The following is a 24082-nucleotide window of genomic DNA, read 5'->3' on the forward strand; positions in this document are numbered from 1 at the left end:
TAGGGAACAAAATGCTTGATGATATTTTTACCACTCTTAAACAAAATCATAATTTTAGAGTTTTACCTTATTTAAAACACGATAATTGTTTTGTTTATAAAGAAGGAAAAAAACTCTTAAATTTAGCGTCAAATGATTATTTGGCTTTATCTTATGATAAAAATTTAATAGAAGAATTTTTAGATAATTTAAAAGAAAAACATAAGTATTTTTCTAGTTCAAGCTCAAGAAGTTTAAGTGGAAATTTTGAAATTTATGAAGAATTTGAAGAATATCTAAAAATGCAATTTCAAGGATTTGAAGTTTTGCATTTTAATAGTGGCTATCATTTGAATTTATCTTGCATAGCTGCTCTTGCAAGTGTGCCTAAAACACTTTTTTTAGCAGATAAATTTATCCACGCAAGTATGGTAGATGGTCTTTTACTTGGAAAAGCACATTTTTTTAGATTTAAACATAAAGATATAAAAGCTTTAGAAAATTTAATACAAATTCATTATGATAAATATGACAATATTATTATTTTAAGTGAAGCTTTATTTAGTATGGATGGAGATTTTAGCGATTTGAAAGCTCTATGTGCTTTAAAACAACGTTATAAAAAAATCAAACTTTATATAGATGAAGCTCATAGTGTAGGTTGTTTTAATGATAATGGTTTGGGATTAGTTAAACATTTAGGATTTGATAAAGAGATAGATTTCTTAGTTTTTACTTTTGGCAAAGCTGTAGCTTCAATGGGGGCTTGTATTATAACACATAAAGAATTTAAGGATTTTTTTATCAATAAAGCTAGAGCTTTTATTTATTCTACAGCTTTAGCACCTATTAATGTGGCTTTTACTCTTTTTATTTTTAAAAAAATGAAAGAATTTAAAGAAAAAAGAGAAAATTTACATAATTTAGCTTTTCTTTTCAAAGAAAAATTTGCACAAAAAAAATATGAAATTTTAGGGGATGTGTATATTATTTCTTTAGTTTTAGGTGATAATCTTAAGGCTTTAAATATTGCTCAAATTTTAGAAAATCAAGGTTTTTTTGCTCCTGCTATTAAAGAGCCTACTGTGCCAAAAAATACTGCTAGAATTCGTTTTTCTTTACACGCGGGCTTAAGATTGGATGATATTGAAAGGATAATAAATATTTTATGAAATATGAATTTTTACATCAAAATTCACATTCAAATGAGTTGATTTTATTTTTTGGAGGTTTTGCTTCTCATCCTAGTCATTTTTCGCATTTAAAATCAAGTAAAAATGTTTTAATGTGTTTTGATTATGAGGATTTAAGTTTTAAATTTGATTTGAATGTTTTTGATAAAATTACTCTTATAGCTTTTTCTATGGGGGTTTGTGCAGCTTCAAAATTTTTAAAAAATTATAAGTTTGATAAAAAAATTGCTATTAATGGCACTAATTTAGGCATAGATGAGATAAAAGGTATTCATCCTATTATCTTTAATAAAAATATTAAAAAATTTAATTTAGAAAATTTTAAACAATCTTTATTTAAAGAAAAAATAAATTTAGCTAAAGATTTTATCTTTAAAGAAGAAAATTCTTTAAAAAATGAACTTAAAGAACTTTTAGAATTTGCTCTAAAAAACAAAGAAGATAATTTTGTTTGGGATAAAATTTATTCAAGCGAAAAAGATGAAATTTTTCCACAAAATGCTTTAAAAAATAGTTTTAAAGCCTTGATTTTTTTAGATGAACCTCATTTTTCTTTTTTTCATTTTAAATCTTGGGATGAATTTTGAATTTTTTAAAACCTAAAGTTGTTTATAAAGAACAAGCTAAAGTTCAAGAATTTATGGCTAACAAGCTTTGTTTAAAACTTTTGAATTTAAAAAGAAATTATTTTCGTAGAGTATTTGAATTTGGCTGTGCTAGGGCAGAACTTAGTCAAAAACTTGAAAAAATTATTTCTTTTGATGAATATATTAAAAATGATATTTTAGATTATGGAGTTGATTTTAAGGTAGAAATTTTTGATATGAATGAAATTGCTTCTCATCCTTTAAGCGAGCAGAAATTTGATCTTATAATTTCCAATGCAACTTTACAATGGCTTGATTTAAAACATATTTTGCCAATTCTTAGTAAAATGTTAGATGAAAAAGGTATTTTACTACTTTCAACTTTTGGAGAAAGAAATTTAGAGCAAATTACTCAAAGTACGGGTTTTTCTTTAAAGTATTATAGTGTATTAGAATTAGAGCAAATTTTTAAACAATATTTTTTAAATGTTGAAATTAAAGAAGAGTTTAAAACTTTAGAATTTAAAACTCCTTTAGAAGTTTTTAAACATTTAAAACTTAGCGGAGTAAATTCTTTGGGATATTATTTTTTAGGGAAAGATTTTTTAAAAGAATTTGAACAAAAATTTCATAATTGTTTAACTTATCACCCAATTTTTATTTTATGCAAAAAATACATAAAATAAAAATTTTATGTTATAATGTTTTAAATTTTTAAAAAAGGGAATTAATGGTAAGAATAATTTTTTTGGCTATTTTCTTTTGTGTTTTAAATTTAAATGCAGAAAAAATTAGTGTATTTGTAGCATCAAGTGCCTCTAAAGCAATGGGTGAAATTAGAGAAGAGTTTTTGAAAAAATATCCAAATAATGAAGTAGATCTTGTTTTTGGAGCTTCTGGTAAGTATTATCAACTTTTAAAACAGGGTAGAGAATTTGATTTATTTTTTTCAGCCGATGAAAAATATGCATTAGAGATACAAAAAGATAATAATGCTTTAACACCGCCAAAAATCTATGCATTAGGTGTTGTTGTGCTTTATTCTTTAAATGAAGATTTATTAAAAGATGGAATTAAAAATTTAGATAAAAAAGAAATCAAACACTTAAGTATAGCTAATCCAAAATTAGCTCCTTATGGTGTAGCTTCAATTGAAATTCTTAAAAATCTTAATCTTTATGAAGCTCTTAAAGATAAAATTATATTAGGTGATAATATTTCTCAACCTGTAATGCACGTTGATAGTGGCGTAGCAGATGTTGCTTTGGTTGCTTACTCTTTGGTTTCTAAAGATCCAAAAGGGAAAGTTGCCTTTATAGATAGTAAGCTTTACACTCCTTTAAAACAATCATTTGTAATTACAAAATATGCAAAAGATAAGGATCTTGCTTTTAAATTTAGTGATTTTGTTTTAAGTGATGAAGGAAAAACAATTATTAAAAAATATGGTTTTAATACTTTATGAATATTTTAAAAGCAAAAGTACTTGATATCTTTTATAAAGATGATATTGCAATGATAAAACTCGATGTTAAAGATGAAATTTTTAACGTTTTAATGCTTGATTTTAATTCTTTAGATCATTTAAAACCTAATTCTTGTGTAGAATTACTTTTTAAAGAGCATGAGCTTAGTTTTGGAGAGTTAAATACCAAAATCAGTATAGAAAATGTCTTTAAAGCAAAACTTATAAGAATTAAAAAAGGTGCAATTCTTTGGCATATATTTTTTGATTTTAAAGGTTTTTTGATTAGTTCTATTATTAGTGCTAAAAAAGCACAGGAGTTGAATTTAAATGAAAATGAAGAAAAGCTTTGTTTTGTAAAAGCAAACGATATAATTTTGAGAACTTAAATGTTTGATAATGATTTTTTACAAACTTTATGGCTTACTTTTAAGTTAGCTTTTATTACAAGTTTTATTTTATTTTTTATAGGTATAGCTTTAGCTTATCTTTTTGCTTTTGTAAATTTTAAATTTAAAAGTATTTTTCAAGTTTTGGTTTCAATGCCTTTAATTTTACCTCCTAGTGTTTTGGGCTTTTATCTTTTAATCACTTTTTCACCTAATAGTTTTTTAGGAAATTTTTTAAAAGAATATTTTAATATCTCTTTAGTTTTTAGCTTTGAAGGTCTTGTTTTGGCTTCTGTGATTTTTTCTTTACCTTTTATGGTGAATCCTTTGCAAAGTTCTTTTTCTTCTATAAATTCTAATTTAATCCTTGCTTCTTATACTTTAGGAAAAAGTAAATTTATTACTTTTTTAAGGGTGATTTTACCTAATTCAAAATTGGGAATTTTTACAGGTTTTATTATGGCTTTTGCACATACTATAGGAGAATTTGGTGTTGTAATGATGATAGGAGGGCATAAGAAAGGAGAAACTTTAGTTGCAAGTATAGCTATTTATGATGAACTTGAAGCATTAAATTATTCTTTGGCTCATCAATACGCTTTTACCCTTTTTATTTTTTCTTTTTTAATACTTTTAAGTCTTTATTTTATTAATAAAAAATTTATATCACAGGTTAATTTATGATAAAAATTAATATTAAGCATACAATTAAAACTTCCAAAAAAGATATTCATTTGGAATTTAAAGCTGATATTAAAAAAGGATCTATAAGTGCTATTTTTGGAGAAAGTGGAGCTGGAAAAACAACTTTATTAAAAATTATATCAGGGCTTATAAAGCCTGATTTTGGTTATTTAAAAGTAGATGATGAAATTTATTTTGATAGTACTAAAAATATTAACTTAGCTATACAAAAAAGAAAAATCGGTTTTATGTTTCAAGATTATGCTTTATTTCCCAATATGAATGTTAAAGAAAATCTTTGTTTTGCCACTAAAGATAAAGCAAGAGTAAATGAACTTTTAGAACTTATGAATTTAAAAGAGTTTGAAAAATCTTATCCAAAAGAACTTTCAGGAGGACAAGCTCAAAGAGTAGCTTTAGCAAGAGCTTTAGCAATGAATCCTAAAATTTTACTTTTAGATGAGCCTTTGAGTGCATTAGATTTTAAAATGAGAGCTTTTTTACAAGATGAGCTTTGTAAAATTTTAAATCATTTTAAAATTACTACTTTATTAGTAAGTCATAATTTGGCTGAAATTTATAAGTTAAGTGATCAAATTTTAGAATTAAAAGAAGGCAAGATAGTAAAAGATATAAGCACAAAAGATTTTTTTACTCATTCAAATATTAGTGCAAAATTGCGTTTAAGTGCTATCTTACTTGATATTAAAAAAAGTGATATTTTGGTTATTTTAACACTTTTGCTTAATAAAGATCTTATAAAAATTACTCTAAGTGAGGAAGAATTTTTAAAAGATTATAAAGATATTAAAATAGGTGATACATTGATACTTTCTATAAAAGCTTTTAATCCTATTATAGTTGGAAAAATTTAAGGCATTTAATAATTTTATTTTTTTTTTTTTTTGATAAAATCAGCCTTTAAAATAGCATTAAAAGGAAATTTTATGAGTAAAAATATTATCTTACTAGGTGGAAGTAATTCTGTTATGGTAAATGGTTTATCAAAAGGCTTGAAAGAAGGTATAGAAAAACTTAATGCTTCTACGGGGGGGGGGAATTAGAGTTTTATAATTTTGCTTTGGGTGGAACTTCAAGTATTCAACGTTTATATGAGTTAATAAGAAATAAAACTATCATAAAAAATGCTAATTTAATTATATGTGAATCAAGTGTCAACGATATAGTGGCTTCAGCTATATCAGAAAAAGAATCTTTACCCCTTAATGTTTTGTATAGAAATGTACAATGGCTTTATAAAGAATTATATGTTTTAAATAAAAAAGTTTTAATTATTATTTTTCCAACTTTTAATAATAGAATTAATAATTTACATAGATTATTATGTCAAAAATACAATTTTAATGTGATTGATATGGCAAATTACTATGAAATAAATAATTTAAAAGATTTTGAGCCTGATCATTTGCATCCTTTATCTTCGTATATGAAAAAATTAGGAGAAAGCATAATCGAAAATATTTCTAGTTTTAAATTGGGAAAAACTAATACTTTTGTAAACGACAACCCTACTTTTGAAATTATAACTCCCAATCAAATGCAAATAATCTTATCTAAAAATATAACTAAGAAAACTTTTGAAAACTCCTTATTTAAAGAAGAAACATTTATTTTAAAAAAACATGGAACTATGCTTAAATTTAAAGATTATTTTGATTTTAAAATTATAGCCATACATTTTTGGAATAATGATATTTCCGGCAAAGACTGGTATGAATGTTTTTTTAGAACATCTGGGATTATGATTGATAATGGTATAGAACATATTATTAAGGATTGTGGTTGTTTGAATTCAGTTCAAGAAATACAAAATGTAAATTTTAAAATTACAAAAAACACTTGTGTAAGATATTGTGATAAAAATATTCCAAGAAAAGAATTTCACCATACTGCAGCAGTATGGGACAATAGGAATAATATTATTGATGAAATCGGAATTATTGCTTTTTTCTTGGCTTCTCCTAAGGGAAATTATCATACGGAAACAATTGATTTTCAGGCTCTAGGAAACGAAAATATAATAATATCAAAAGATTATGATTTTAGTTATTTAATTCCTCCTATAAAATTTTATAAAGAAATTGTAGATGAGTACTGTTGTTTAATGGATAATAAAAAATTAACTCCTTTTTTAAAACAAATTACTAATTTAAATCATAATCTAGCTAAAATAAAAATTCATAATCATCTTTCTTATAAATTAGGTTACATTATGATTAAGAATTCAAAAAGCTTACTAGGATACATTAAAATGCCTTTTATTTTAATGATTGTTGTTTTAATGCATAAAGAGCAAAATAAAATAAATCATTTTTTAAAAGAATTAAAAAATGATCTTAATAATGAGATTATTTTAAAAGAAAAAGAATGTTTTACTTATAAGCTGGGAGCTGCTTTTATAAAAGCAAGTAAAACTTGGTATAAAGGCGGATATATAAGATTTTTATTTATGGATTTATCTAGATTAAAAAAAGAGTTTAAAAATAAAAATAAATATTAATTTTTATTATTTTTATTTCATCAATAAATTTACTTTAGATTCTTAAAATTAGCCATTATAACAGCTTAATCCTTAATAAAAGTCTTTAAATGTTAGAATTATTTTATTTCCAAAAATTCTAGATACTGATTAAGGAAAACCTCTCTTTTAAAAAGTGTGTTAAAATCTTTTATATCAACATTTAAGGCAAAAGAGTAAATTTGTTTTTTTGTTTTTATAAAACCTACTATCCAAGCTATATTTTGTTTATCATTAAAACCTGTTTTTCCATAAAGAATAAAATTGTCATTTTCTTTTAATTTTATTATATTGATTAATTCTTCTTGTATTGCTTTTGGATAAGCAAGTTTTAAATTAGCTAGTTTAAAAAGTAAAACAGCTTGTTCTTTTGCACTAATTTTTAAGGAATTGTCTAGCCAAAAATTATCAATTTTAGAAATTTTTTTATTACCATAATTTAATAAATTTAAATTTTCTTGCATTCTTTTAATGCCTATTTTTCTAGCAAGTTCTTTAAAAGCTGTTACTTGAGAACGTTTCATAGCAGAGCTTAAATTTGCATCATTTGCCCAAGATTTTAAAAAAACTTTTTCTCCTTTATAGTGATAAAAAATTTCTTCTGTGTTTTTAACTATTTTTAAATTTAAAGCAATTAAAGCATTAAAAATTTTAAAAGTTGAAGCAGGAGAAAAAGCTTTATTGGCTCTTTTAAAATCATTGCTTAAAAAGTTTTTGCCATCATAAATTATAAAAACTCCGCTTGTATTTTGTTCTTTAAAAAAATCAGGTAAATTTTCTGCTTTTAAAAAAACAATAAATAAAAACATAAGCCAAATTTTTTGCATTAAATTTCCTTTTTCATTAAAAAATTTTTTAAAATTTGATCATTTCTTTTAACTTCATTTTCTCTTACAATTTTAAAGTTATTTTTTAAGAAAAAATCTTTAGCACTCAAAGATGCAAAAGTATAAATTTCTTTATATAAATAATTTTTTAAAGTAAAATCAAGTAAATTCTGTGCTAAACCTTGTTTGGTAAAATTAGGATGAGTAAAAAGTAAATCAAGCATTTTTTGACAATTTATTATACTTATAAAACTTGCAATTTTACCTTCTTTTTCATAAATAAAAACATCATTGTTTTTAAATTTTTCTTCCCATTTTTCTTTATCAATTTTAATCCACATTTTAATTTGTTTTTGTGTATAGTCTTTTAAACAAAGTGTTTTTACACTTTGTTTAAAAAGTATTATACAGGTATTTAAATCTTTAATACTAGCTTTTCTTATCAAGAATTTTCCTTAAAGCTAAAGAAGCTAAAGCTAAACCAAATGAAGCTGTAACTCCCATAAAAGATCCAAGATTTTTGCAATTAGGATTTTCATCTGAGAAAACCACTTCAAAATCTCCTTTAAATTCTGATTTTCTTAGTTCATAACGAAATTTTTTTGCTAAAGCATCACCATATGTTTTAAAGATACTTGCTGTTTTAATACGCGTTGGATCAAGTTTTCTAGCTCCACCTGTAGAAGAAACAAATATTTGATTTTTAAAATTTATAGCATTAGCTAAAGCGACTTTAGCAGGTATATCATCAATAGCATCAATAATAAGATCAAATTCACTTAAATCAAAATTTTTTAAAAACGTATCATCAATTTTTGTTATTATGCCTTTAGCATTGTAAATTCTTTCAAATACTTTTGCTTTTTGTTCATTGAGAAATTCACTATGAAGTTGGCGGTTTTGATTTGTAATTTCAAATTGATCAGCATCAATTAAAGTAAGATTTGTAAAACCTGTTCGAAAAAGAGTATCGACACATATACCACCTACACCACCAAGTCCACAAACTAAAATTTTTGTTTTAGAAAATTGCTCGAATTTCTCTTCTCCTAAAAGCCATTTTATGCGTGTAAATCTATCATTCATTTTTTTCCTTTAAGCCATTTTTTGGTGTTTTTTAATTTTTTATATGCTGTTAAATCAAGCATAATAGGAGTAATGGTTGCATAACCTTGTTTTAAAAGAACTATATCACTATTTTTTTCTTTTTCATGTTTTAAATTTGTGCTTGCAAGCCAAAAGTATTTTACTCCTCTAGGGTTTGTATTAGAATGAGCTTTATAGGTATAAACTCTTTTTCCTGCTTTACAAATTTTTAAACCTTTATATGAAATTTTTGAAGATGGAAAATTAATATTTAAAAATTCTTTTTTACTTAATGGAAAACCTTTATCAAAAATATTTTTTATAAGTTTTTTGGTTATTTTTAAGGCATTTTTATAGTCAGGTTCTTCGTTTTTTTGATAAAATTGAGAAAGTGCTATAGCCGGAATTCCTTGCAATACTGCTTCCATAGCTCCTGCACAAGTTCCAGAATAAGTAATATCTTCTCCTACATTAGCTCCTTTATTTATCCCGCTAATTACAAGATCAGGTAATTTTTTTTTGTATAAAGTATGAAGTGCTAAATAAATACAATCAGCAGGAGTGCCATCATCAAGTTTGTAAAATCTTTTTTTAATTTTAATAAAGCGAAGAGGTTTTGTAAGGGTGATAGAATGAGCACAAGCAGATTTTTCGCAAGAAGGAGCAACTATAGTAATTTTAGCTTTAAATTCTTTTTTAAGCATTTTTATAAGTTTTTTTAAACCTTTGCTTTCATAACCATCATCATTGGTAATTAAAATTCTTTTCATAAAAATAATTTACCTTTAAAAATTTTTTAAGATTAATTTTAACATTAAGTTTATAAAAACTCTCTTTTTTTGTAATTAAATTACTTTTTGTTATTACTTTATTATTACAATTAAAATCTATACAAAAATTATAAAGGAAATGAATGAAAAAAATTATTAGTTTATTTGGTGCCATTGCTTTGGCTTTAAGTGTTGCTAATGCGGATATTAATCTTTATGGTCCAGGAGGTCCTCATACAGCTTTAAAAGATGTTGGAGCTAAATATACAGAAAAAACAGGTATTAAAGTAAATGTTAATTTCGGTCCTCAAGCAACTTGGCTTGAAAAAGCAAAAAATGATGCTGATATTTTATTTGGAGCCTCAGATCAATCTGCTTTAGCTATAGCAAGTGATTTTGATAAAGAATTTAATATAAAGGATATTAAACCTCTATATTTTAGAGAAGCTATTATCTTAACTCAAAAAGGAAATCCTCTACACATCAAAGGTTTAAAAGATTTAGCTAAAAAAGAAGTAAGAATTGTTGTTCCAGAAGGAGCGGGTAAAAGTAATACTTCAGGAACAGGTGTTTGGGAAGATATGATAGGAAGAACTAAAAATATCAAAATGATACAAGATTTTAGAAAAAATATTGTAGCTTTTGTTCCAAATAGTGGAAGCGCTAAAAAACTTTTTGCAGAAAATAAAGCAGATGCTTGGATAACTTGGATTGATTGGTCAAAAAGCAATCCAGACATAGGAACTGCAGTGCAAATAGAAAAAGATTTAGTTATATATAGAACTTTTAATGTTGTTGCAAGAGAAAATTCAAATCAAGAAGTAAAAGATTTTATCGCTTTTTTAAGTTCTAAAGAAGCAAAAGAAATTTTTAAAAAATATGGATGGAAAGAATAAATTTCATCTATTAAAAAATTATTTATAGATTTAATCCTTTTTTGATAAGCCATTTTGCTATAATTGCTTTTTATAAATTTTTAAAGGATTTTTTTATGTTAAATCTTTTGCTTTTAAGTAGTTCTAGCTATAAGGATACAGGCTATTTAACACATGCAAAATCTTTTATAGAAGATTTTTTACAAGAATGTGATATTAAGGATGAATCTATACTTTTTATTCCTTATGCAGGAGTGAGAAGAAGTAATGAAGAATATGAAATAAAAGTAAAAGAAAGTTTAAATAAAAACAATATTGTCTCAATACATCATTTTGCAAATTTAAAAGAAGCAATCTTAAAGGCTAAAGTTTTTTTAGTGGGTGGTGGAAATACTTTTATGCTTTTATCTAAGCTTTATGAATATGATTTACTTGAAATTTTAAAAAAACGTATCCAAGATGGCGCTTGTTATATAGGATGGAGTGCAGGATCTAATATAGCTGGAAAAAGCATTAAAACAACTAATGACATGCCAATAATTATGCCAAAAAGTTTTGATGCCTTAAATGTTTTTCCATATCAAATAAATCCTCATTTTATAAGTGGTAAAATTCAAGGTCATAATGGAGAGAGTAGAGAAGAGAGATTAGAAGAATTTTTAATAGCAAATCCTAAAGATGAAATTTATGCTATTCCTGAAGGTTCAGCTTTAAGAGTGCAAGGGAATAAAATAAAAATTATAGGCTATAATCCTGTGCTTAAATTAAGCTATCCTATGAAAAGCACAATTTTAGAACTCAATCAAGAATATAATTTTTAAGGATTAAAATGCAAACATTTTATCTTTTTGCCTCAATCTTAGGGACAATAGTAGCTATTATTTTACTTATTAAAAAGGTAGAAACAAAAACTGTTTTAATTGGCGTTGGTTTTGTTCTTTGTTTAATTTCTTTAAAACCTGTTGATGCTTTAAATGCCTTTACAACAGCTATGACTAAAGCTTCTTTACTTAAAGCTATTTGTGCTAGTATGGGTTTTGCTTTTGTGATGAAATTTACTAAGTGTGATGTGCATTTAGTAAGATTACTTACCGCACCTTTGAAAAATTTAGGTTTTTTCTTAATTCCTATAGCCTTTATCATTACATTTTTTATTTCTATTGCAATTCCTTCAGCAGCAGGATGTGCTGCAGCCGTTGGCGCAACGTTGATTCCCCTTTTAATGGCATCAGGTGTCAAGCCTGCTATGGCTGCAACTACTGTTGTAAGTGGAACTTTAGGCGGTGTTTTAAGTCCTGGAACTTCTCATAATAGTATTGTGGCAAATATGAGTGGTTTTTCTGTCCCTCAAGTTATAGGTGTTCAGCTTAATAATGCTATAGTTGCTGGTATTATAGTTTGCATCTCTTTAATCATTATGACTTTAATTTTTAAAGATTATACAAAAGGTATTGTTTATGAGGTTAAAACTCAAGATAATCATGAAACAATGATACAAAAAGTAAATATTTTATATGCTTTAATGCCTTTAGTACCTATTGTTATTTTGGTTATTGGGGCAAGTGATTTGTCAAAATATCAATTTTTAAGTCCTTTTTTAGAATGGACCACTAAGATTGGTGTTGCAGAAGCTATGCTTTTAGGGGCAATTTTAGCAATATTTATTACAATGAGTAAGCCAAGTGAAATTTGTAAAGAATTTTTTAGTGGTATGGGAAACTCTTATGCTAATGTTGTAGGTATTATCATAGCAGCAAGTGTTTTTGTAGCTGGGCTTAAAGCATGTGGAGCTATTGATGCGGTGATTGAATTTTTAAAAAATGAACAACATTATGTGAGTATAGGTGGAACCTTTATACCTTTTTTAATGGCTATAGTTACAGGATCTGGTGATGCTCCCACTATAGCTTTTAATGAGTCAATTACTATCCATGCTGCAACTTTAGGCTTTGATCAGGTAAAATTAGGAACTGCTGTTACGATAGCAGGGGTATTAGGACGGGTTATGTCCCCAATTTTAGCAGCAAATATTATAGTAGCTGCTATAGCAGGAACTAATACCATAGAAATTGTCAAAAGAACAGCTTTAGGATCAGTAATTTCTCTTTTTGTAATAGCATTTATTATGCTTTAATTTTAAAGCATAATAAATTTAAGAATTTTTACTTGCTAAAATGATAATTTCTTGCAAAACTTTACTAGCTGATTTTAAAGATTTTACAGGCAAATATTCATAAATGGAATGAAAATTATGCGCTCCTGTAAAAATATTAGGACAAGGCAAGCCTTTTTGTGATAAAATGGCTCCATCATATCCGCCACGCATTGGTATAATCTTTGCTTTGATATTTAAATTTTCATAAGCCTTTAAGGCTAGTTTTATAGGCAAGGCATTTGTATTTTTTAGCGAATTAAATACATTTTTATATCTATCATTTAATTTTATATCAATTTTTTCATCTCCCCAAAGTTTTTTACAAGCATCGCCTAAATCTTTTAAAAATTGCATTCTTTGTTTGTATTTTTCATCATCAAATTCTCTCACATCGATTTTTAAAATAGTTTTTGCACTATTTCCTTTTAATTCTTTTACCCAAAAATATCCCTCTTTATTTTCTGTATATTCAGGCACTTCACCTCGTGGAAGCATAGAGATAAATTGATGAGCTAAGATTAAAGAATTTACAAGTTTGTTTTTAGCATTCATAGGATGAGCTGAAATACCTTTAAAGATTATTTCTACATCTCCTGCATTCCAGTTTTCATATATAAATTCTCCTATGCTACAACAATCTAAGCAATACCCAAAATCAGCTTTAATTTCTTTAATATCAAAAGCTTTTGCTCCTTTTAAACCTTGTTCTTCATCAGGTAAAAATCCTACTATTATATTGCCGTGTTTAATATCTGAATTTTTAACAAAAAACTCTAAACAATCCATAATAGCAGCAATAGCTGCCTTATCATCAGCTCCTAATAAGCTTGTGCCATCTGTATGGATAATCTCATCTCCTATATAATTTTTTAGTTCTTTAAATTCGCTTTCTTTAAGGTAAATATTTAAGTCTTTATTTAAGCAAATATCCCCACCTTTATAAGGTGTAATTTTGGCTTTTGTATCATTTGTTTGTTCCATACTAGTATCTAAATGAGCAAAAAATGCTATGCTTGGTGCATTAGAAATGTTTGCTGGTAAAATTGCAGTTGTAATAGAATTTTCACGTCTTTTAATCTCACTTAAGCCTAATTCTTTTAATTCCTGTTCTAATAATATAGCTAGTTCCATTTCTTTTGGATTTGAAGGCATAATTCCTATTGCACCATTGTCTTTATTGGTTGTAGTATTGATTTTTGTATAATTTATAAATCTTTCTACTATGTCCATATTGAATCCTTAAATATATTATTTAAGATTTATTATATATAATTATTTTAATTTATCAGTAGTTAAAATGTATTAGACTTATTTTCAATATTGAAAATAGATTTTTACTTAAAATAATAAAAATTATAGTTTTGATTTTAGAAATGAAGATAAAGAATATAAAATTAATAATAAATATTTTAATTTAGAAAGTGAATATTAAATCCTTTAAAAGATTTTTACTTAATTAAAATTGTCAAAACCATTACAATTTGTAATGGTTTTTTAGTATTAAAACTCTTTTGGTTGTTTCAAATTATCCACTTTTTCAATCTCACAAGGTTGATTGATATAACAAGGACCTGTCATTTTGACATAAATTGTTAATTTTTTATGATCTTTGGATATTTCATAAGATTCTATACTTAAAACCCTATTTCTTGGAAAAAGTAATTCATATTGACTTTCAAATGCGGCAAGTCCCTTTAAAGAAACAAAAAGTGCATCTGAGTATTTTGGAACTTTTATAACAAGTTCAACAGGTCTGGTTTGAAATACACCATTTCTAATTGTAGTAGTAGACATAAACCCATAGTCTCTGTATTTTTTATGATTAATAAATTCTAAATAATGTTTAGCCCTTTCTGTAAATTTTCCATCTTTATAAATTTGAGAAAAATAATTTTTATCTAAAAGTCTAAATATAAAACTTAGATTTTCATAACGATAAACTATTAAATTTTCAAATATAATTGTTTTTCCTAAAGCTTGATCAAGCTTTTTTACCATTTCTTTTTGTTTTTCATCTAAAGAAGAAAGTCCTTCTCCATTTCTTAATTTGCTATTTATTGTTACAAAATCTCCATAAGTATATTGATAGACTATATTTTTTTCTTCTTGAGATAAAACATTATTTCCATAAAGTCTTAACCACCAATTTACTGCTTCCCAACCATTTTTAAATTTTTTATAACTTGTATCATCATAATATCCCATTAAAGATGCCTGAAATCCTAAAAATAAAAGTAAAAAAATAATTTTTTTCATTAGCACTCCTTTAATTTGAATTGGATTATAATTAATTATATACCATACAAATTTAATTTTTTAGGAAAATTATGTATAAAATAGTAAATATAAGATATAAATAGTATTAAATATAAAGAAGTACCATAGAATTTTAATGTTACAAAAAGTAAAATATGTTTAATATGATTTTAAAAATAAATAGTAAAAGTATTTAAAAAATTTAAAAACTTATCTTTAAGGATTTAACAAAATTAAACTCACTGCCATTACAGCCATTCCAAAAACTAATCCATAAAGACTATCGTGTGCTTTGTCATAGGTTTTAGCAGCAGGGAGTAATTCATCAAAAGAGATAAAGACCATTATCCCAGCTACTACAGCAAAGGTAATAGCTAAGGTAAGTTCATTCATAATAGGTAAAATTAAAAATGCACCAACGATAGCTCCTATAGGTTCAGCTATTCCAGAAAGAGCTGAATAAATAAAAGCTTTCTTTTTATCATTTGTAGCATGATAAATAGGTAAAGAAACTGCCATTCCTTCTGGAATATTGTGTATAGCAACAGCAACAGCTATAGCTATGCCAAAACTAAGATTATCAAGGCTTGAAATAAAAGTAGCAAAGCCTTCTGGAAAATTATGTATTGCTATAGCAAGTGCGGTAAATAACCCAGTTCTTTTTAGGGCCTTAGTATTGATTTTTTTGAGTGGTTCTCCAGGATGAAAGTGTGGAGCTTTTTCATTTTTTTTAGGTAAAGGACAGATTTTAAGCTCACTTAAATCTTCTTTTGGTTCGTGAGGATTAACATCTTCTGGAATAAATTTATCAATCATGGCCGATAAAAAAATACCGCTAAAAAAGCATAAGAGTGCTAAAAGCTCACCATAACTTGAATTATAATATCTTTTAAAATCAATTAAAGCAGAAGGTAAAATTTCCATAAAAGAAATATAAATCATTACTCCAGCTGAAAATCCAAGTCCAAAAGAAAGAATTCTTAAATTATCATTTTTGCTAAAAAAAGCAATCACAGAGCCAATTGCAGTTGAAAATCCAGCAAGTATGGTTAAAATTATTGCTATTAAAAGTTCTTCTAGTGTGAATTCCATAAAACATTATAACAAAAATTATTAATAATTAATATTTTAAGTAAGTTTTGGCTAGAATTTAAATTTTATTTTGATTAAAGAGTTAAATGATGAAAACTTTTTTAGTTTGTGCTTTAGAGCCATCAGCAAATTTACATTTAAAAGAAATTTTAAAAGTTTATAAAGAAAATTTTAAAGATTTTAATCTTTTGGGAATTTATGATGAGGATTTGTCTAAAGAATTTAACTTAGATTCTAAACCTCTTTATAGTTCTCATGAATTTAGTGCTATGGGATTTATAGAGATTTTACCTTTGATTTTTAAAGCAAAAAAAGCGATCAAAGAACTTGTAAAATTAAGTTTTGAAGTAAAAATTGATGCTATACTTTGCATAGATTCTCCAGCTTTTAATATACCTTTAGCTAAAGCTTTAAAAAGATCAAATTCAAAAATAAAAAGAGTTTATTATATACTTCCTCAAGTTTGGGCATGGAAGAAAGGACGTATTCCTATTATAGAGAGTCATTTTGATATTTTGGCATCTATTTTACCTTTTGACGATAAGTTTTTTACTAAGAGTATTTATTGCGGACATCCGCTTTTAGATGAAATTAAAGAATTTAAAACTAAAGAAGATAAAAAATTAATTCTTTCAAAAAAAGAAGAAAAAATTATAGCTTTTTTACCTGGATCAAGAAAAAGTGAGATTAAACGATTAATGCCTATCTTTAGAGAACTTGCTAAAAAATTTAAAGGTGAAAAAATTCTTTGTGTTCCTTCTTTTAGACGTGATAAACTTGAAATTTATGAAGATATATCCGAATTTAAGGTGCAAAGCAATACTCCAAAAATACTTAAAAAAGCTGATTTTGCTTTTATTTGTAGTGGTACAGCTACACTAGAAGCAGCTTTAGTAGGAACGCCTTTTGTTTTAACTTATAAGGCAAAAGCTATTGATATTTTTATAGCAAAATTATTTGTAAAATTAAAACATATAGGACTTGCAAATATTATTTGTGATTTTGCAGGAAAAGAGCCTTTAAATCCTGAATTTTTACAGAATGAAGTTAAGGTGGAAAATCTTTATAATTCTTATATAAATTATAATTATCAAGTATTTTTTGATAAGGTTAATTTTTTAAAAGAGTATTTAAAATTTGGAAGTGCAAAAAATTTGGCTAAAATACTTCATGAAATTTAAAAAGGATAAAAAATGCAAAAAGAACCAATGAGTGAATTTGGCTATAAAAAATTACTTAATGAATTAAAAGACTTAAAAGATAATCAACGTCCAGCAGTAGTTGTTGAGATTGATGTAGCAAGAAGTCACGGAGATTTAAAAGAAAATGCAGAATATCACGCCGCAAGAGAAAAACAAGCTTTAATTGAAAGTCGTATAGCAGAATTAAGCGATATTTTAGCAAGAGCTCAAGTTATTGATCCTTCAAGCTATGATCACGATAGTGTTAAATTTGGCTCTAGTGTTGTGATTATGGATGTAGAAAGTGAGAAAGAAAGTAAATATACTTTAGTTGGAATTTGTGAAAGCAATCTTGAAAAAGGTTATATTTCCATCAATTCACCTATTGCAAAGGCCATGCTTGGTAAGAAAATAGGTGATGAGTTTAAAGTGCGTCTGCCAAAGGGAGAAAGTGAATTTGAAATTATAGATATTTTTTATGAAGCCTTAGAGTTTTAATATCTGATAATTTTTAAATATTTTATAATAAATTTAATTTATTTTTTTAGAAAAGTGAGAGAAATATTTATTTATGATAGAAGTTAGTATTTATGTAAAATATAAATTATAATAAAGAATTAAAAAATGAAAAAGCATCTACAAGATGAAGTGATTATTAAAAATGGTGCTATTTTTATAGCTGATGCACATGAAAATGAACAAAGAGAGAGTTTTTGGAATTTTTTATGTGCCTTAAAAGAAGGTAAAATTAAAACTTCTCAACTTTTTTTAATGGGAGATATATTTGATCTGTTAATAGGAGAAATTTCTGCTACACATAGTTTTGCAAAAAAATATATTTTTTTACTAGAAGAGCTTAGTAAAGATATAGAAATTTTTTATTTAGAAGGAAATCATGATTTTAATCTTTCTCCTTTTTTTAAAAAAGTGAAAATTTTTCCTTTGCAAAAACAACCTTTAAAAGCTATTTTTTATACTGAAAAAGATAAAAAAGAAAATTTTTTTTTAGCACATGGAGATATTTTTTTAAATCCTTTTTTAGGGTTTATTTTAAAAAATTTAAGAAGACATTTTTTGCTTCATTTTTTAAATTTTTTAAATAAACTAACTTTTAATTTTATATCAAAACAGATTTTAGCAAATCAAAAAAAGAAAAATCTTTTTTTTAAAATTAATAATTTTGAGAATTTAGTTTATCAAAGATATAAAAAATATAATGCAAATAATACTTGGGTTATAGAAGGACATTATCATCAAAATTTTATTTTAAATAATGAAAATATAAAATATTTTAATTTAGATAGTTTTGCATATAAGGAAAGTTTTTTTGTAGTAGAATACAATCAAGAAATCAAATTTCAAGAACAGAATTTGAGGGGTCAAAATGTTTGATGAAAATATAATTAAAACAGGTTCAAATGAAATGGAACTTGTTGATTTCCGTATTTTTAAGCAAGGACATGATAAAGTTTATGAAGGTATTTATGGTGTCAATGTTTCCAAGGTAAGAGAAATCATCAAAATTCCAAGTCTTACAGAATTACCAGGTGTACCTGATTATATCGAAGGTATTTTTGATCTTCGTGGAGTAGTTATACCTGTAGTTAATCTTGCAAAATGGATGCAAATTACTGAACCAGAAGGAACTATGTTAAAACCAAGAGTTATTATTACAGAATTTAGTAATATTCTTATTGGTTTTATTGTCCATGAAGCTAAAAGAATTCGTCGTATTAATTGGAAAGATATAGAGCCAGCTACTTTTTCTGCCGGATCTGGAGCTTTAGATAAAGGTAAAATTACCGGTGTAACGCGTATTGAAAATGATGAAGTTTTACTAATTTTGGATCTTGAAAGTATAGTAGAAGAATTAGGAATTTACGCACCTAAAATAGATATTGATCTTAGTAAAATTGAAAAATTTAGTGGAACAGCTTTAATTTTAGATGATAGTTTAACAGCTAGAAAGCGCGTTAAAGAAATGCTTCAGCAAATTGGATTGCAAGTAGTTGAAGCAAAAGATGGAGTAGAGGGTATTAATAAATTAGAAGAATTAAGTCAAATTTATGGGGATTCTTTAGGTGAAAATTTAAAGATTATTGTAAGTGATGTTGAAATGCCTCAAATGGATGGTTTTCATTTTGCAGCACATGTTAAAGAAGATCAAAGATTTAAAGATATTCCTATAGTTTTTAATTCTTCTTTATCTAATGAATTTATGAATGAAAAAGGCGTCCAAGAAGCTGGAGGAGAAGGATATTTGGTAAAATTTAATGCAAGTGACTTTTTCTCTGAAATAACTCGCGTTTTAAAAAAACATCAATCTCAACAACAGGGGTAAAATATGGAAGATATGCAAGAAATACTTGAAGACTTTTTGGTTGAAGCTTTTGAGCTAGTTGAGCAAATCGACCATGACTTAGTAGAGCTTGAATCAAATCCAGAAGATTTAGAATTATTAAATAGAATTTTTCGTGTTGCGCATACTGTTAAAGGATCATCAAGTTTTTTAAATTTTGATGTTTTAACAAAATTAACACATCATATGGAAGATGTTTTAAATAAAGCAAGACATGGTGAGCTTAAAATTACTCCAGATATTATGGATGTTGTTTTAGAGTCCATTGATAGAATGAAAACTTTACTTAATTCTATTCGTGATAATGGTAATGATACAGCAATTGGTATGGATATTGAACCAATTTGTTCTAAACTTACTGCTATTTCAGAGGGAGAAGCACCGACTTCTTCATCTCCTTCTGAAAAAAAAGAAGAAAATAGCGAAATTAAAAAAGAAGAAATAGAATCTGCCTCAGAACCTGATATAGATGTAAGCAAACTTAATGATTCTGAAGTTGAAGCAGAAATAGAAAGGCTTTTAAAAGTAAGAAAAGCTGAAGATCAAGCAAGAAGAGCTCAAAAAAAGCAAAATTCAGCTGCATCGGTTTCTCCAAATAAGTCAGCAAATACACAAACAGATACTCAAGCAGAAAAAAAGGTTCCTGTTTCAGGTAGTAGCGGTACATCTATGGATCAAACCATTAGAGTTGAAGTAAAAAGACTTGATCATTTGATGAATTTAATTGGTGAATTGGTACTTGGAAAAAACCGCTTGCTTAAAATTTATGATGATGTTGAAGAGCGTTATGAAGGTGAAAAATTTCTTGAAGAACTTAATCAAGTAGTTAGTCAATTAAGTATTATCACAACTGATGTACAACTTGCCGTAATGAAAACAAGAATGCAACCTATTGCGAAAGTGTTTAATAAGTTCCCAAGAGTCGTAAGAGATTTAAGTCGTGAGCTTGGAAAGCAAATTGAACTTGAAATTACAGGTGAAGAAACAGAGCTAGATAAGTCTATAGTTGAAGAAATAGGCGATCCTATTATGCATATGATTAGAAATTCTTGCGATCATGGAGTAGAAGATCCGGCTACTCGTTTAGCTGCAGGAAAACCTGAAAAAGGTATTGTCCAGCTTAAAGCTTACAATGAGGGAAATCATATTGTAGTAGAAATTACTGATGATGGCAAAGGACTTGATGCAAATGCATTAAAATATAAAGCTATAGAGAAAAATTTAATCACCGAAAGAGAAGCGGATCAAATGACTGATAAAGAGGCTTTTGCCTTAATTTTTAAACCGGGTTTTTCTACGGCAGCAAAAGTAACAAATGTCTCAGGTCGCGGTGTTGGAATGGATGTTGTTAAAACTAACATTGAAAAACTTAATGGTGTGATTGAGATTGACAGTGAGGTGGGAGTAGGAAGCACATTTAAGTTAAAAATTCCTTTAACATTAGCTATTATTCAATCTTTACTTGTAGGTACTCAAGAAGAATTTTATGCTATACCACTTGCAAGCGTTCTTGAAACTGTTAGGGTTCCAATTGATGATATTTATACCATAGAAGGTAAAAATGTATTACGCTTAAGAGATGAAGTTCTTTCACTTGTAAGACTTTCAGATGTTTTTGGTGTTAAGCAAGTCCTTGAAAGTGGCGATCAAACATATGTAGTTGTCATTGGCGTAGCGGAAAGTAAGCTTGGTATTATAGTTGATACTTTAGTAGGTCAAGAAGAAATTGTTATTAAATCAATGGGTGATTATTTACAAAATATTACAGGAATTGCTGGAGCCACTATAAGAGGAGATGGTAGAGTAACTTTAATTATTGATGTAGCAGCTATGATGGATATAGCTAAAGAAATTAAAGTTGATATTAAAGCTCAGCTTGAATCAAACGTTAAAAAGGTTAAAGAAAAACCGAGTGATTATAAAGTTTTAATTGTTGATGATTCTAAAATGGATAGAACTTTAATGCAAAAAGCTTTGGAATCTTTAGGGGTAAGTTTAATCGAGGCAACTAATGGTGTTGAAGCACTTAATATTGTTAAATCAGGAGAACATGATATCGATGCCATGCTCATAGATATAGAAATGCCAAGAATGGATGGTTATACTTTAGCTGGCGAAATTAGAAAATACTCTAAGTATAGAAGTTTACCTCTAATAGCTGTTACCTCAAGAACAAGTAAAACAGATCGTTTAAGAGGTGTTGAAGTGGGAATGACAGAATATATTACAAAACCTTATTCTCCAGAGTATTTAGAAAATGTAGTTAGAAAAAATTTAAAATTAGGATAAGAGTATGAGTAATGATAAATTAGAACAAATTTTGCAAAAACAGCAAGCTCAGATAGCTAGTCCTCAAGATCATAAAGAAGATGATATAATCCAACTAGTTGGTTTTGTGGTTGGAGATGAGGAATATGCTATTCCAATTCTTAATATACAAGAAATTATCAAACCTATAGAATTTACTAGGGTTCCTAGTGTGCCAGATTATGTTTTAGGTGTGTTTAATATGCGTGGAAATGTTATGCCACTTATTGATTTAGCACAGCGTTTTAACTTAGGAAGTTCTAAAATGACTCCTCAAACTAGATATATAGTTTTAAGAGGAGAAACAAATGGTAGTGGTGTTGGAGGAAATGCCGGCTTTGTTATAGATAGATTAACAGAGGCAATTAAAATTCATAGAAGCAGAATTGATCCGCCACCTGAAACTTTAGTAAAAGATAAAGGCATGATTTATGGTATTGGTAAAAGAGATGAAAATATTCTTACCATACTTAAAGTTGAAGCACTTTTAAAACGAGAATTCTAATTTGATGGGATTTTCTCCCATCAAAATCTTTCCTAAATAAATATAATTTAAAATAAAACTGGATATTATTTCAATAAAAAAGGCTTAATAATGAAAAATTTTTCTTTATGGTGTGATTTTATTGAAAATAATTTTTTAGAAAAAGAATTTTTAAACTTATTAAATTTTAAAGTTAATGGAGCTACTTCTAATCCTAGTATTTTTAAAAATGCTATTTTAAATTCTTTATTTTATAAAGATCAAATTGTTAAATTAAAAGGTAAAAAAGCTAAGGAAATTTATGAAGAATTAGCTATTAATGATATTAAAAAAGCAGCTGATAAATTAATGCCTCATTTTTTAAATTTTAATGATGGTTTCATTAGTCTTGAGATCGATCCAAGGTTTTATGATCATACGAGTTTGAGTTTAGGTGAAGCAAAAAGACTTTATAGTGCCATATCTAAAGAAAACGTTATGATGAAAATTCCAGCTACAGAAGCTTCTTATGAGGTAATGTATGAACTTATGAAAGAAGGAGTTAGTGTTAATGCAACTTTAGTATTTTCACAAGATCAAGGTAAAAAATGTTTTGATGCCTTAAATGAAGGTTTAAAATATTTTAATCAAAAAAATCCTTATTTAAATAAAACAAAAACTCCAAAAGCTGTTATTAGTATTTTTGTAAGTCGTTTTGATAAATTCTTTGATATTAAAGTGTTAGAACAAGGTTCTATAGGTGTTTTAAATGCAAATCTTATTTATAACGATATAATAAAAAATAATCAATCAAATATTAGAGCTTTATTTGCAAGTACAGGTGTTAAAGATAATTCTTTGTATAAAGATTATTATATTAAAGAATTATTATTTGAAGATAGTGTAAATACGGCTCCATTAGATGCTATTTATGCTTTTAATGAAGATTATACTTTTAAAACTCCTTTAGATAATACTGAGATTTATGCTAAATTAAATCAAATTGTTTCTTTATATGATTTACAAAAGGCTTATAAAAGCTTAATGGATGATGGTTTAGAACAATTCTGTATAGCTTATGAAGATATCTTAAGTGCTTTATCTTAAATATTCTAAAATCTAAGAAATTATAATTTTTTAGATTTATTATTAATAATTATTTAAATATTTTAATTTTATTAGGAAAAATTATGAAAAATCCTTTAAATAGTAAATCTTTTAAAATTTTAAAAGAGAAAGGTTTTAAAAAATGGATTTTATATCGTTTTATAAAAATACAAGCTATATTATTAAATTTATTCCCTTTTTTATTTAAGGTTTTGCCTGGCGATTATAAATTTGTTATTTATTGTTTTTCTACATCGGGTCATACTGCTTTAAATTATTTTTTATCTTTATGTGGGTTAAATAAAGTAGAACTTTATCATGATGTTTTAGATTATATAAATATTAGGGAAAAATTAAAAAAAGAAGATAAAAACTTTTATTTACATCTTTTCTTTTCAAGGAAAAAACAATTTATACCAAATTTCTCTTATATATTAAATCCTACTAAAATTCTCATTTTAACAAGAGATCCTATTTCAAGATTTAAAACTTTTATCAATCACGGAAAATCCAGCAATAACACAAAAATAATAAATTTAAATGATGATTTAGATAAAGTTTTTAAAATTTCTTATATAGGAAAGAATGATGAATATGAAATTAAACCAAGTTTAGAAGCTTTAAAATATTGGAAAAATTCAAATAAAACACTTAATTTCAACTACTATTCCAACATAAAAGCATTTTTAGAAAGTAAAAAAGAATTTAAAATCTTTTATATAGATTGTAAAGAATTAGATAGTAAAATAGCTTTTGATACTATGAATA

General features: G+C 26.2%; 25 protein-coding genes and 1 pseudogene. 19 read left to right on the forward strand and 7 right to left on the reverse strand.

Going from position 1 to position 24082, the window contains the following annotated elements; all coding sequences use genetic code 11:
- Positions 1 to 11: 11 nt before the first annotated feature.
- The 8 genes from GQV94_RS04655 (at position 12) to GQV94_RS07805 (ending at position 6818) form a co-directional block, all read left to right on the forward strand.
- Positions 12 to 1151, forward strand: coding sequence for an aminotransferase class I/II-fold pyridoxal phosphate-dependent enzyme (locus GQV94_RS04655; protein WP_200169881.1), 1140 nt, complete (start codon positions 12 to 14; stop codon positions 1149 to 1151).
- On the forward strand, positions 1148 to 1759 hold the full coding sequence (locus GQV94_RS04660) for a pimeloyl-ACP methyl esterase BioG family protein (RefSeq protein WP_200169882.1): 612 nt from the start codon (positions 1148 to 1150) through the stop codon (positions 1757 to 1759). The genes GQV94_RS04655 and GQV94_RS04660 overlap by 4 nt, the downstream gene beginning before the upstream one ends.
- Positions 1756 to 2445, forward strand: coding sequence for a methyltransferase domain-containing protein (locus GQV94_RS04665; protein ID WP_200169883.1), 690 nt, complete (start codon positions 1756 to 1758; stop codon positions 2443 to 2445). The genes GQV94_RS04660 and GQV94_RS04665 overlap by 4 nt, the downstream gene beginning before the upstream one ends.
- Positions 2446 to 2489: 44 nt before the next feature.
- Positions 2490 to 3224, forward strand: a complete 735-nt coding sequence (gene modA / locus GQV94_RS04670) for a molybdate ABC transporter substrate-binding protein (protein WP_200169884.1) — start codon at positions 2490 to 2492, stop codon at positions 3222 to 3224.
- Entirely contained in the window at positions 3221 to 3613 is a 393-nt protein-coding gene (locus GQV94_RS04675) for a TOBE domain-containing protein (protein ID WP_200169885.1), read from the forward strand. Before modA ends, GQV94_RS04675 begins: the two co-directional genes overlap by 4 nt.
- Positions 3614 to 4297, forward strand: coding sequence for a molybdate ABC transporter permease subunit (modB, locus tag GQV94_RS04680; protein WP_200169886.1), 684 nt, complete (start codon positions 3614 to 3616; stop codon positions 4295 to 4297).
- On the forward strand, positions 4294 to 5172 hold the full coding sequence (locus GQV94_RS04685) for a sulfate/molybdate ABC transporter ATP-binding protein (RefSeq protein ID WP_200169887.1): 879 nt from the start codon (positions 4294 to 4296) through the stop codon (positions 5170 to 5172). Before modB ends, GQV94_RS04685 begins: the two co-directional genes overlap by 4 nt.
- Positions 5173 to 5378: 206 nt before the next feature.
- A complete protein-coding gene (locus GQV94_RS07805; RefSeq protein WP_234126386.1) occupies positions 5379 to 6818 on the forward strand; it encodes a hypothetical protein in 1440 nt (479 codons plus the stop codon).
- A gap of 98 nt (positions 6819 to 6916) precedes the next feature.
- On the opposite strand, the gene blaOXA is transcribed toward GQV94_RS07805, so the two are convergent.
- The 4 genes from blaOXA to surE are packed head-to-tail and all read right to left on the reverse strand — an operon-like array spanning position 6917 to position 9519.
- Positions 6917 to 7663 (reverse strand): class D beta-lactamase, encoded by a 747-nt coding sequence (gene blaOXA, locus GQV94_RS04695; protein WP_200169888.1) that lies wholly within the window; start codon positions 7661 to 7663, stop codon positions 6917 to 6919.
- Positions 7663 to 8109, reverse strand: a complete 447-nt coding sequence (locus GQV94_RS04700; protein WP_200169889.1) for a GNAT family N-acetyltransferase — start codon at positions 8107 to 8109, stop codon at positions 7663 to 7665. The genes blaOXA and GQV94_RS04700 overlap by 1 nt, the downstream gene beginning before the upstream one ends.
- Positions 8093 to 8749: a ThiF family adenylyltransferase gene (locus tag GQV94_RS04705; protein ID WP_200169890.1), complete on the reverse strand. Its 657-nt coding sequence runs from the start codon at positions 8747 to 8749 to the stop codon at positions 8093 to 8095. Before GQV94_RS04705 ends, GQV94_RS04700 begins: the two co-directional genes overlap by 17 nt.
- The gene (gene surE, locus GQV94_RS04710) at positions 8746 to 9519 is read right to left on the reverse strand and encodes a 5'/3'-nucleotidase SurE (protein WP_200169891.1); all 774 of its coding nucleotides are present in this window, start codon (positions 9517 to 9519) and stop codon (positions 8746 to 8748) included. The genes GQV94_RS04705 and surE overlap by 4 nt, the downstream gene beginning before the upstream one ends.
- 143 nt (positions 9520 to 9662) lie before the next feature.
- On the opposite strand from surE, the gene GQV94_RS04715 reads away from it, so the two are divergent.
- The 3 genes from GQV94_RS04715 (at position 9663) to dcuC (ending at position 12528) form a co-directional block, all read left to right on the forward strand.
- Positions 9663 to 10415, forward strand: coding sequence for an extracellular solute-binding protein (locus GQV94_RS04715; RefSeq protein WP_200169892.1), 753 nt, complete (start codon positions 9663 to 9665; stop codon positions 10413 to 10415).
- A gap of 95 nt (positions 10416 to 10510) precedes the next feature.
- A complete protein-coding gene (pepE, locus tag GQV94_RS04720) occupies positions 10511 to 11215 on the forward strand; it encodes a dipeptidase PepE (protein WP_200169893.1) in 705 nt (234 codons plus the stop codon).
- 8 nt (positions 11216 to 11223) lie between these two features.
- Positions 11224 to 12528 (forward strand): C4-dicarboxylate transporter DcuC, encoded by a 1305-nt coding sequence (gene dcuC / locus GQV94_RS04725; protein WP_200169894.1) that lies wholly within the window; start codon positions 11224 to 11226, stop codon positions 12526 to 12528.
- An 18-nt stretch (positions 12529 to 12546) separates the two neighbouring features.
- On the opposite strand, the gene pepT is transcribed toward dcuC, so the two are convergent.
- From pepT to zupT, 3 genes are all read right to left on the reverse strand, one after another.
- Entirely contained in the window at positions 12547 to 13779 is a 1233-nt protein-coding gene (gene pepT, locus GQV94_RS04730) for a peptidase T (RefSeq protein ID WP_200169895.1), read from the reverse strand.
- 270 nt (positions 13780 to 14049) lie between these two features.
- Entirely contained in the window at positions 14050 to 14805 is a 756-nt protein-coding gene (locus GQV94_RS04735) for an ADP-ribosyltransferase (RefSeq protein WP_200169896.1), read from the reverse strand.
- Between the two features lie 216 nt (positions 14806 to 15021).
- Positions 15022 to 15897, reverse strand: coding sequence for a zinc transporter ZupT (gene zupT / locus GQV94_RS04740; RefSeq protein ID WP_200169897.1), 876 nt, complete (start codon positions 15895 to 15897; stop codon positions 15022 to 15024).
- A gap of 89 nt (positions 15898 to 15986) precedes the next feature.
- Between zupT and lpxB the strand changes: the two genes are divergently transcribed.
- The 8 genes and pseudogenes from lpxB to GQV94_RS04780 form a co-directional block, all read left to right on the forward strand.
- Positions 15987 to 17078 carry a lipid-A-disaccharide synthase gene (gene lpxB, locus GQV94_RS04745; protein ID WP_200169906.1) on the forward strand — a complete coding sequence of 364 codons (1092 nt, stop codon included), beginning with the start codon at positions 15987 to 15989 and terminating at the stop codon, positions 17076 to 17078.
- 12 nt (positions 17079 to 17090) lie between these two features.
- A complete protein-coding gene (gene greA / locus GQV94_RS04750) occupies positions 17091 to 17576 on the forward strand; it encodes a transcription elongation factor GreA (RefSeq protein ID WP_200169898.1) in 486 nt (161 codons plus the stop codon).
- Positions 17577 to 17702: 126 nt separating this feature from the next.
- A complete protein-coding gene (locus tag GQV94_RS04755; RefSeq protein ID WP_200169899.1) occupies positions 17703 to 18470 on the forward strand; it encodes a UDP-2,3-diacylglucosamine diphosphatase in 768 nt (255 codons plus the stop codon).
- The gene (locus GQV94_RS04760; RefSeq protein ID WP_200169900.1) at positions 18463 to 19419 is read left to right on the forward strand and encodes a chemotaxis protein; all 957 of its coding nucleotides are present in this window, start codon (positions 18463 to 18465) and stop codon (positions 19417 to 19419) included. Before GQV94_RS04755 ends, GQV94_RS04760 begins: the two co-directional genes overlap by 8 nt.
- A 3-nt stretch (positions 19420 to 19422) precedes the next feature.
- Complete coding sequence (locus GQV94_RS04765; RefSeq protein WP_200169901.1) at positions 19423 to 21726, forward strand: hybrid sensor histidine kinase/response regulator; 2304 nt, start codon at positions 19423 to 19425, stop codon at positions 21724 to 21726.
- 4 nt (positions 21727 to 21730) lie between these two features.
- Positions 21731 to 22249, forward strand: coding sequence for a chemotaxis protein CheW (locus tag GQV94_RS04770; RefSeq protein WP_200169902.1), 519 nt, complete (start codon positions 21731 to 21733; stop codon positions 22247 to 22249).
- A 90-nt stretch (positions 22250 to 22339) separates the two neighbouring features.
- Positions 22340 to 23314 carry a transaldolase gene (locus GQV94_RS04775; RefSeq protein ID WP_200169903.1) on the forward strand — a complete coding sequence of 325 codons (975 nt, stop codon included), beginning with the start codon at positions 22340 to 22342 and terminating at the stop codon, positions 23312 to 23314.
- 83 nt (positions 23315 to 23397) lie between these two features.
- A pseudogene (locus tag GQV94_RS04780) lies at positions 23398 to 24082 on the forward strand (hypothetical protein); the annotation flags it as partial.

Source organism: Campylobacter sp. TTU_617 (genome assembly GCF_016599045.1).
Taxonomy (GTDB): domain Bacteria; phylum Campylobacterota; class Campylobacteria; order Campylobacterales; family Campylobacteraceae; genus Campylobacter_D.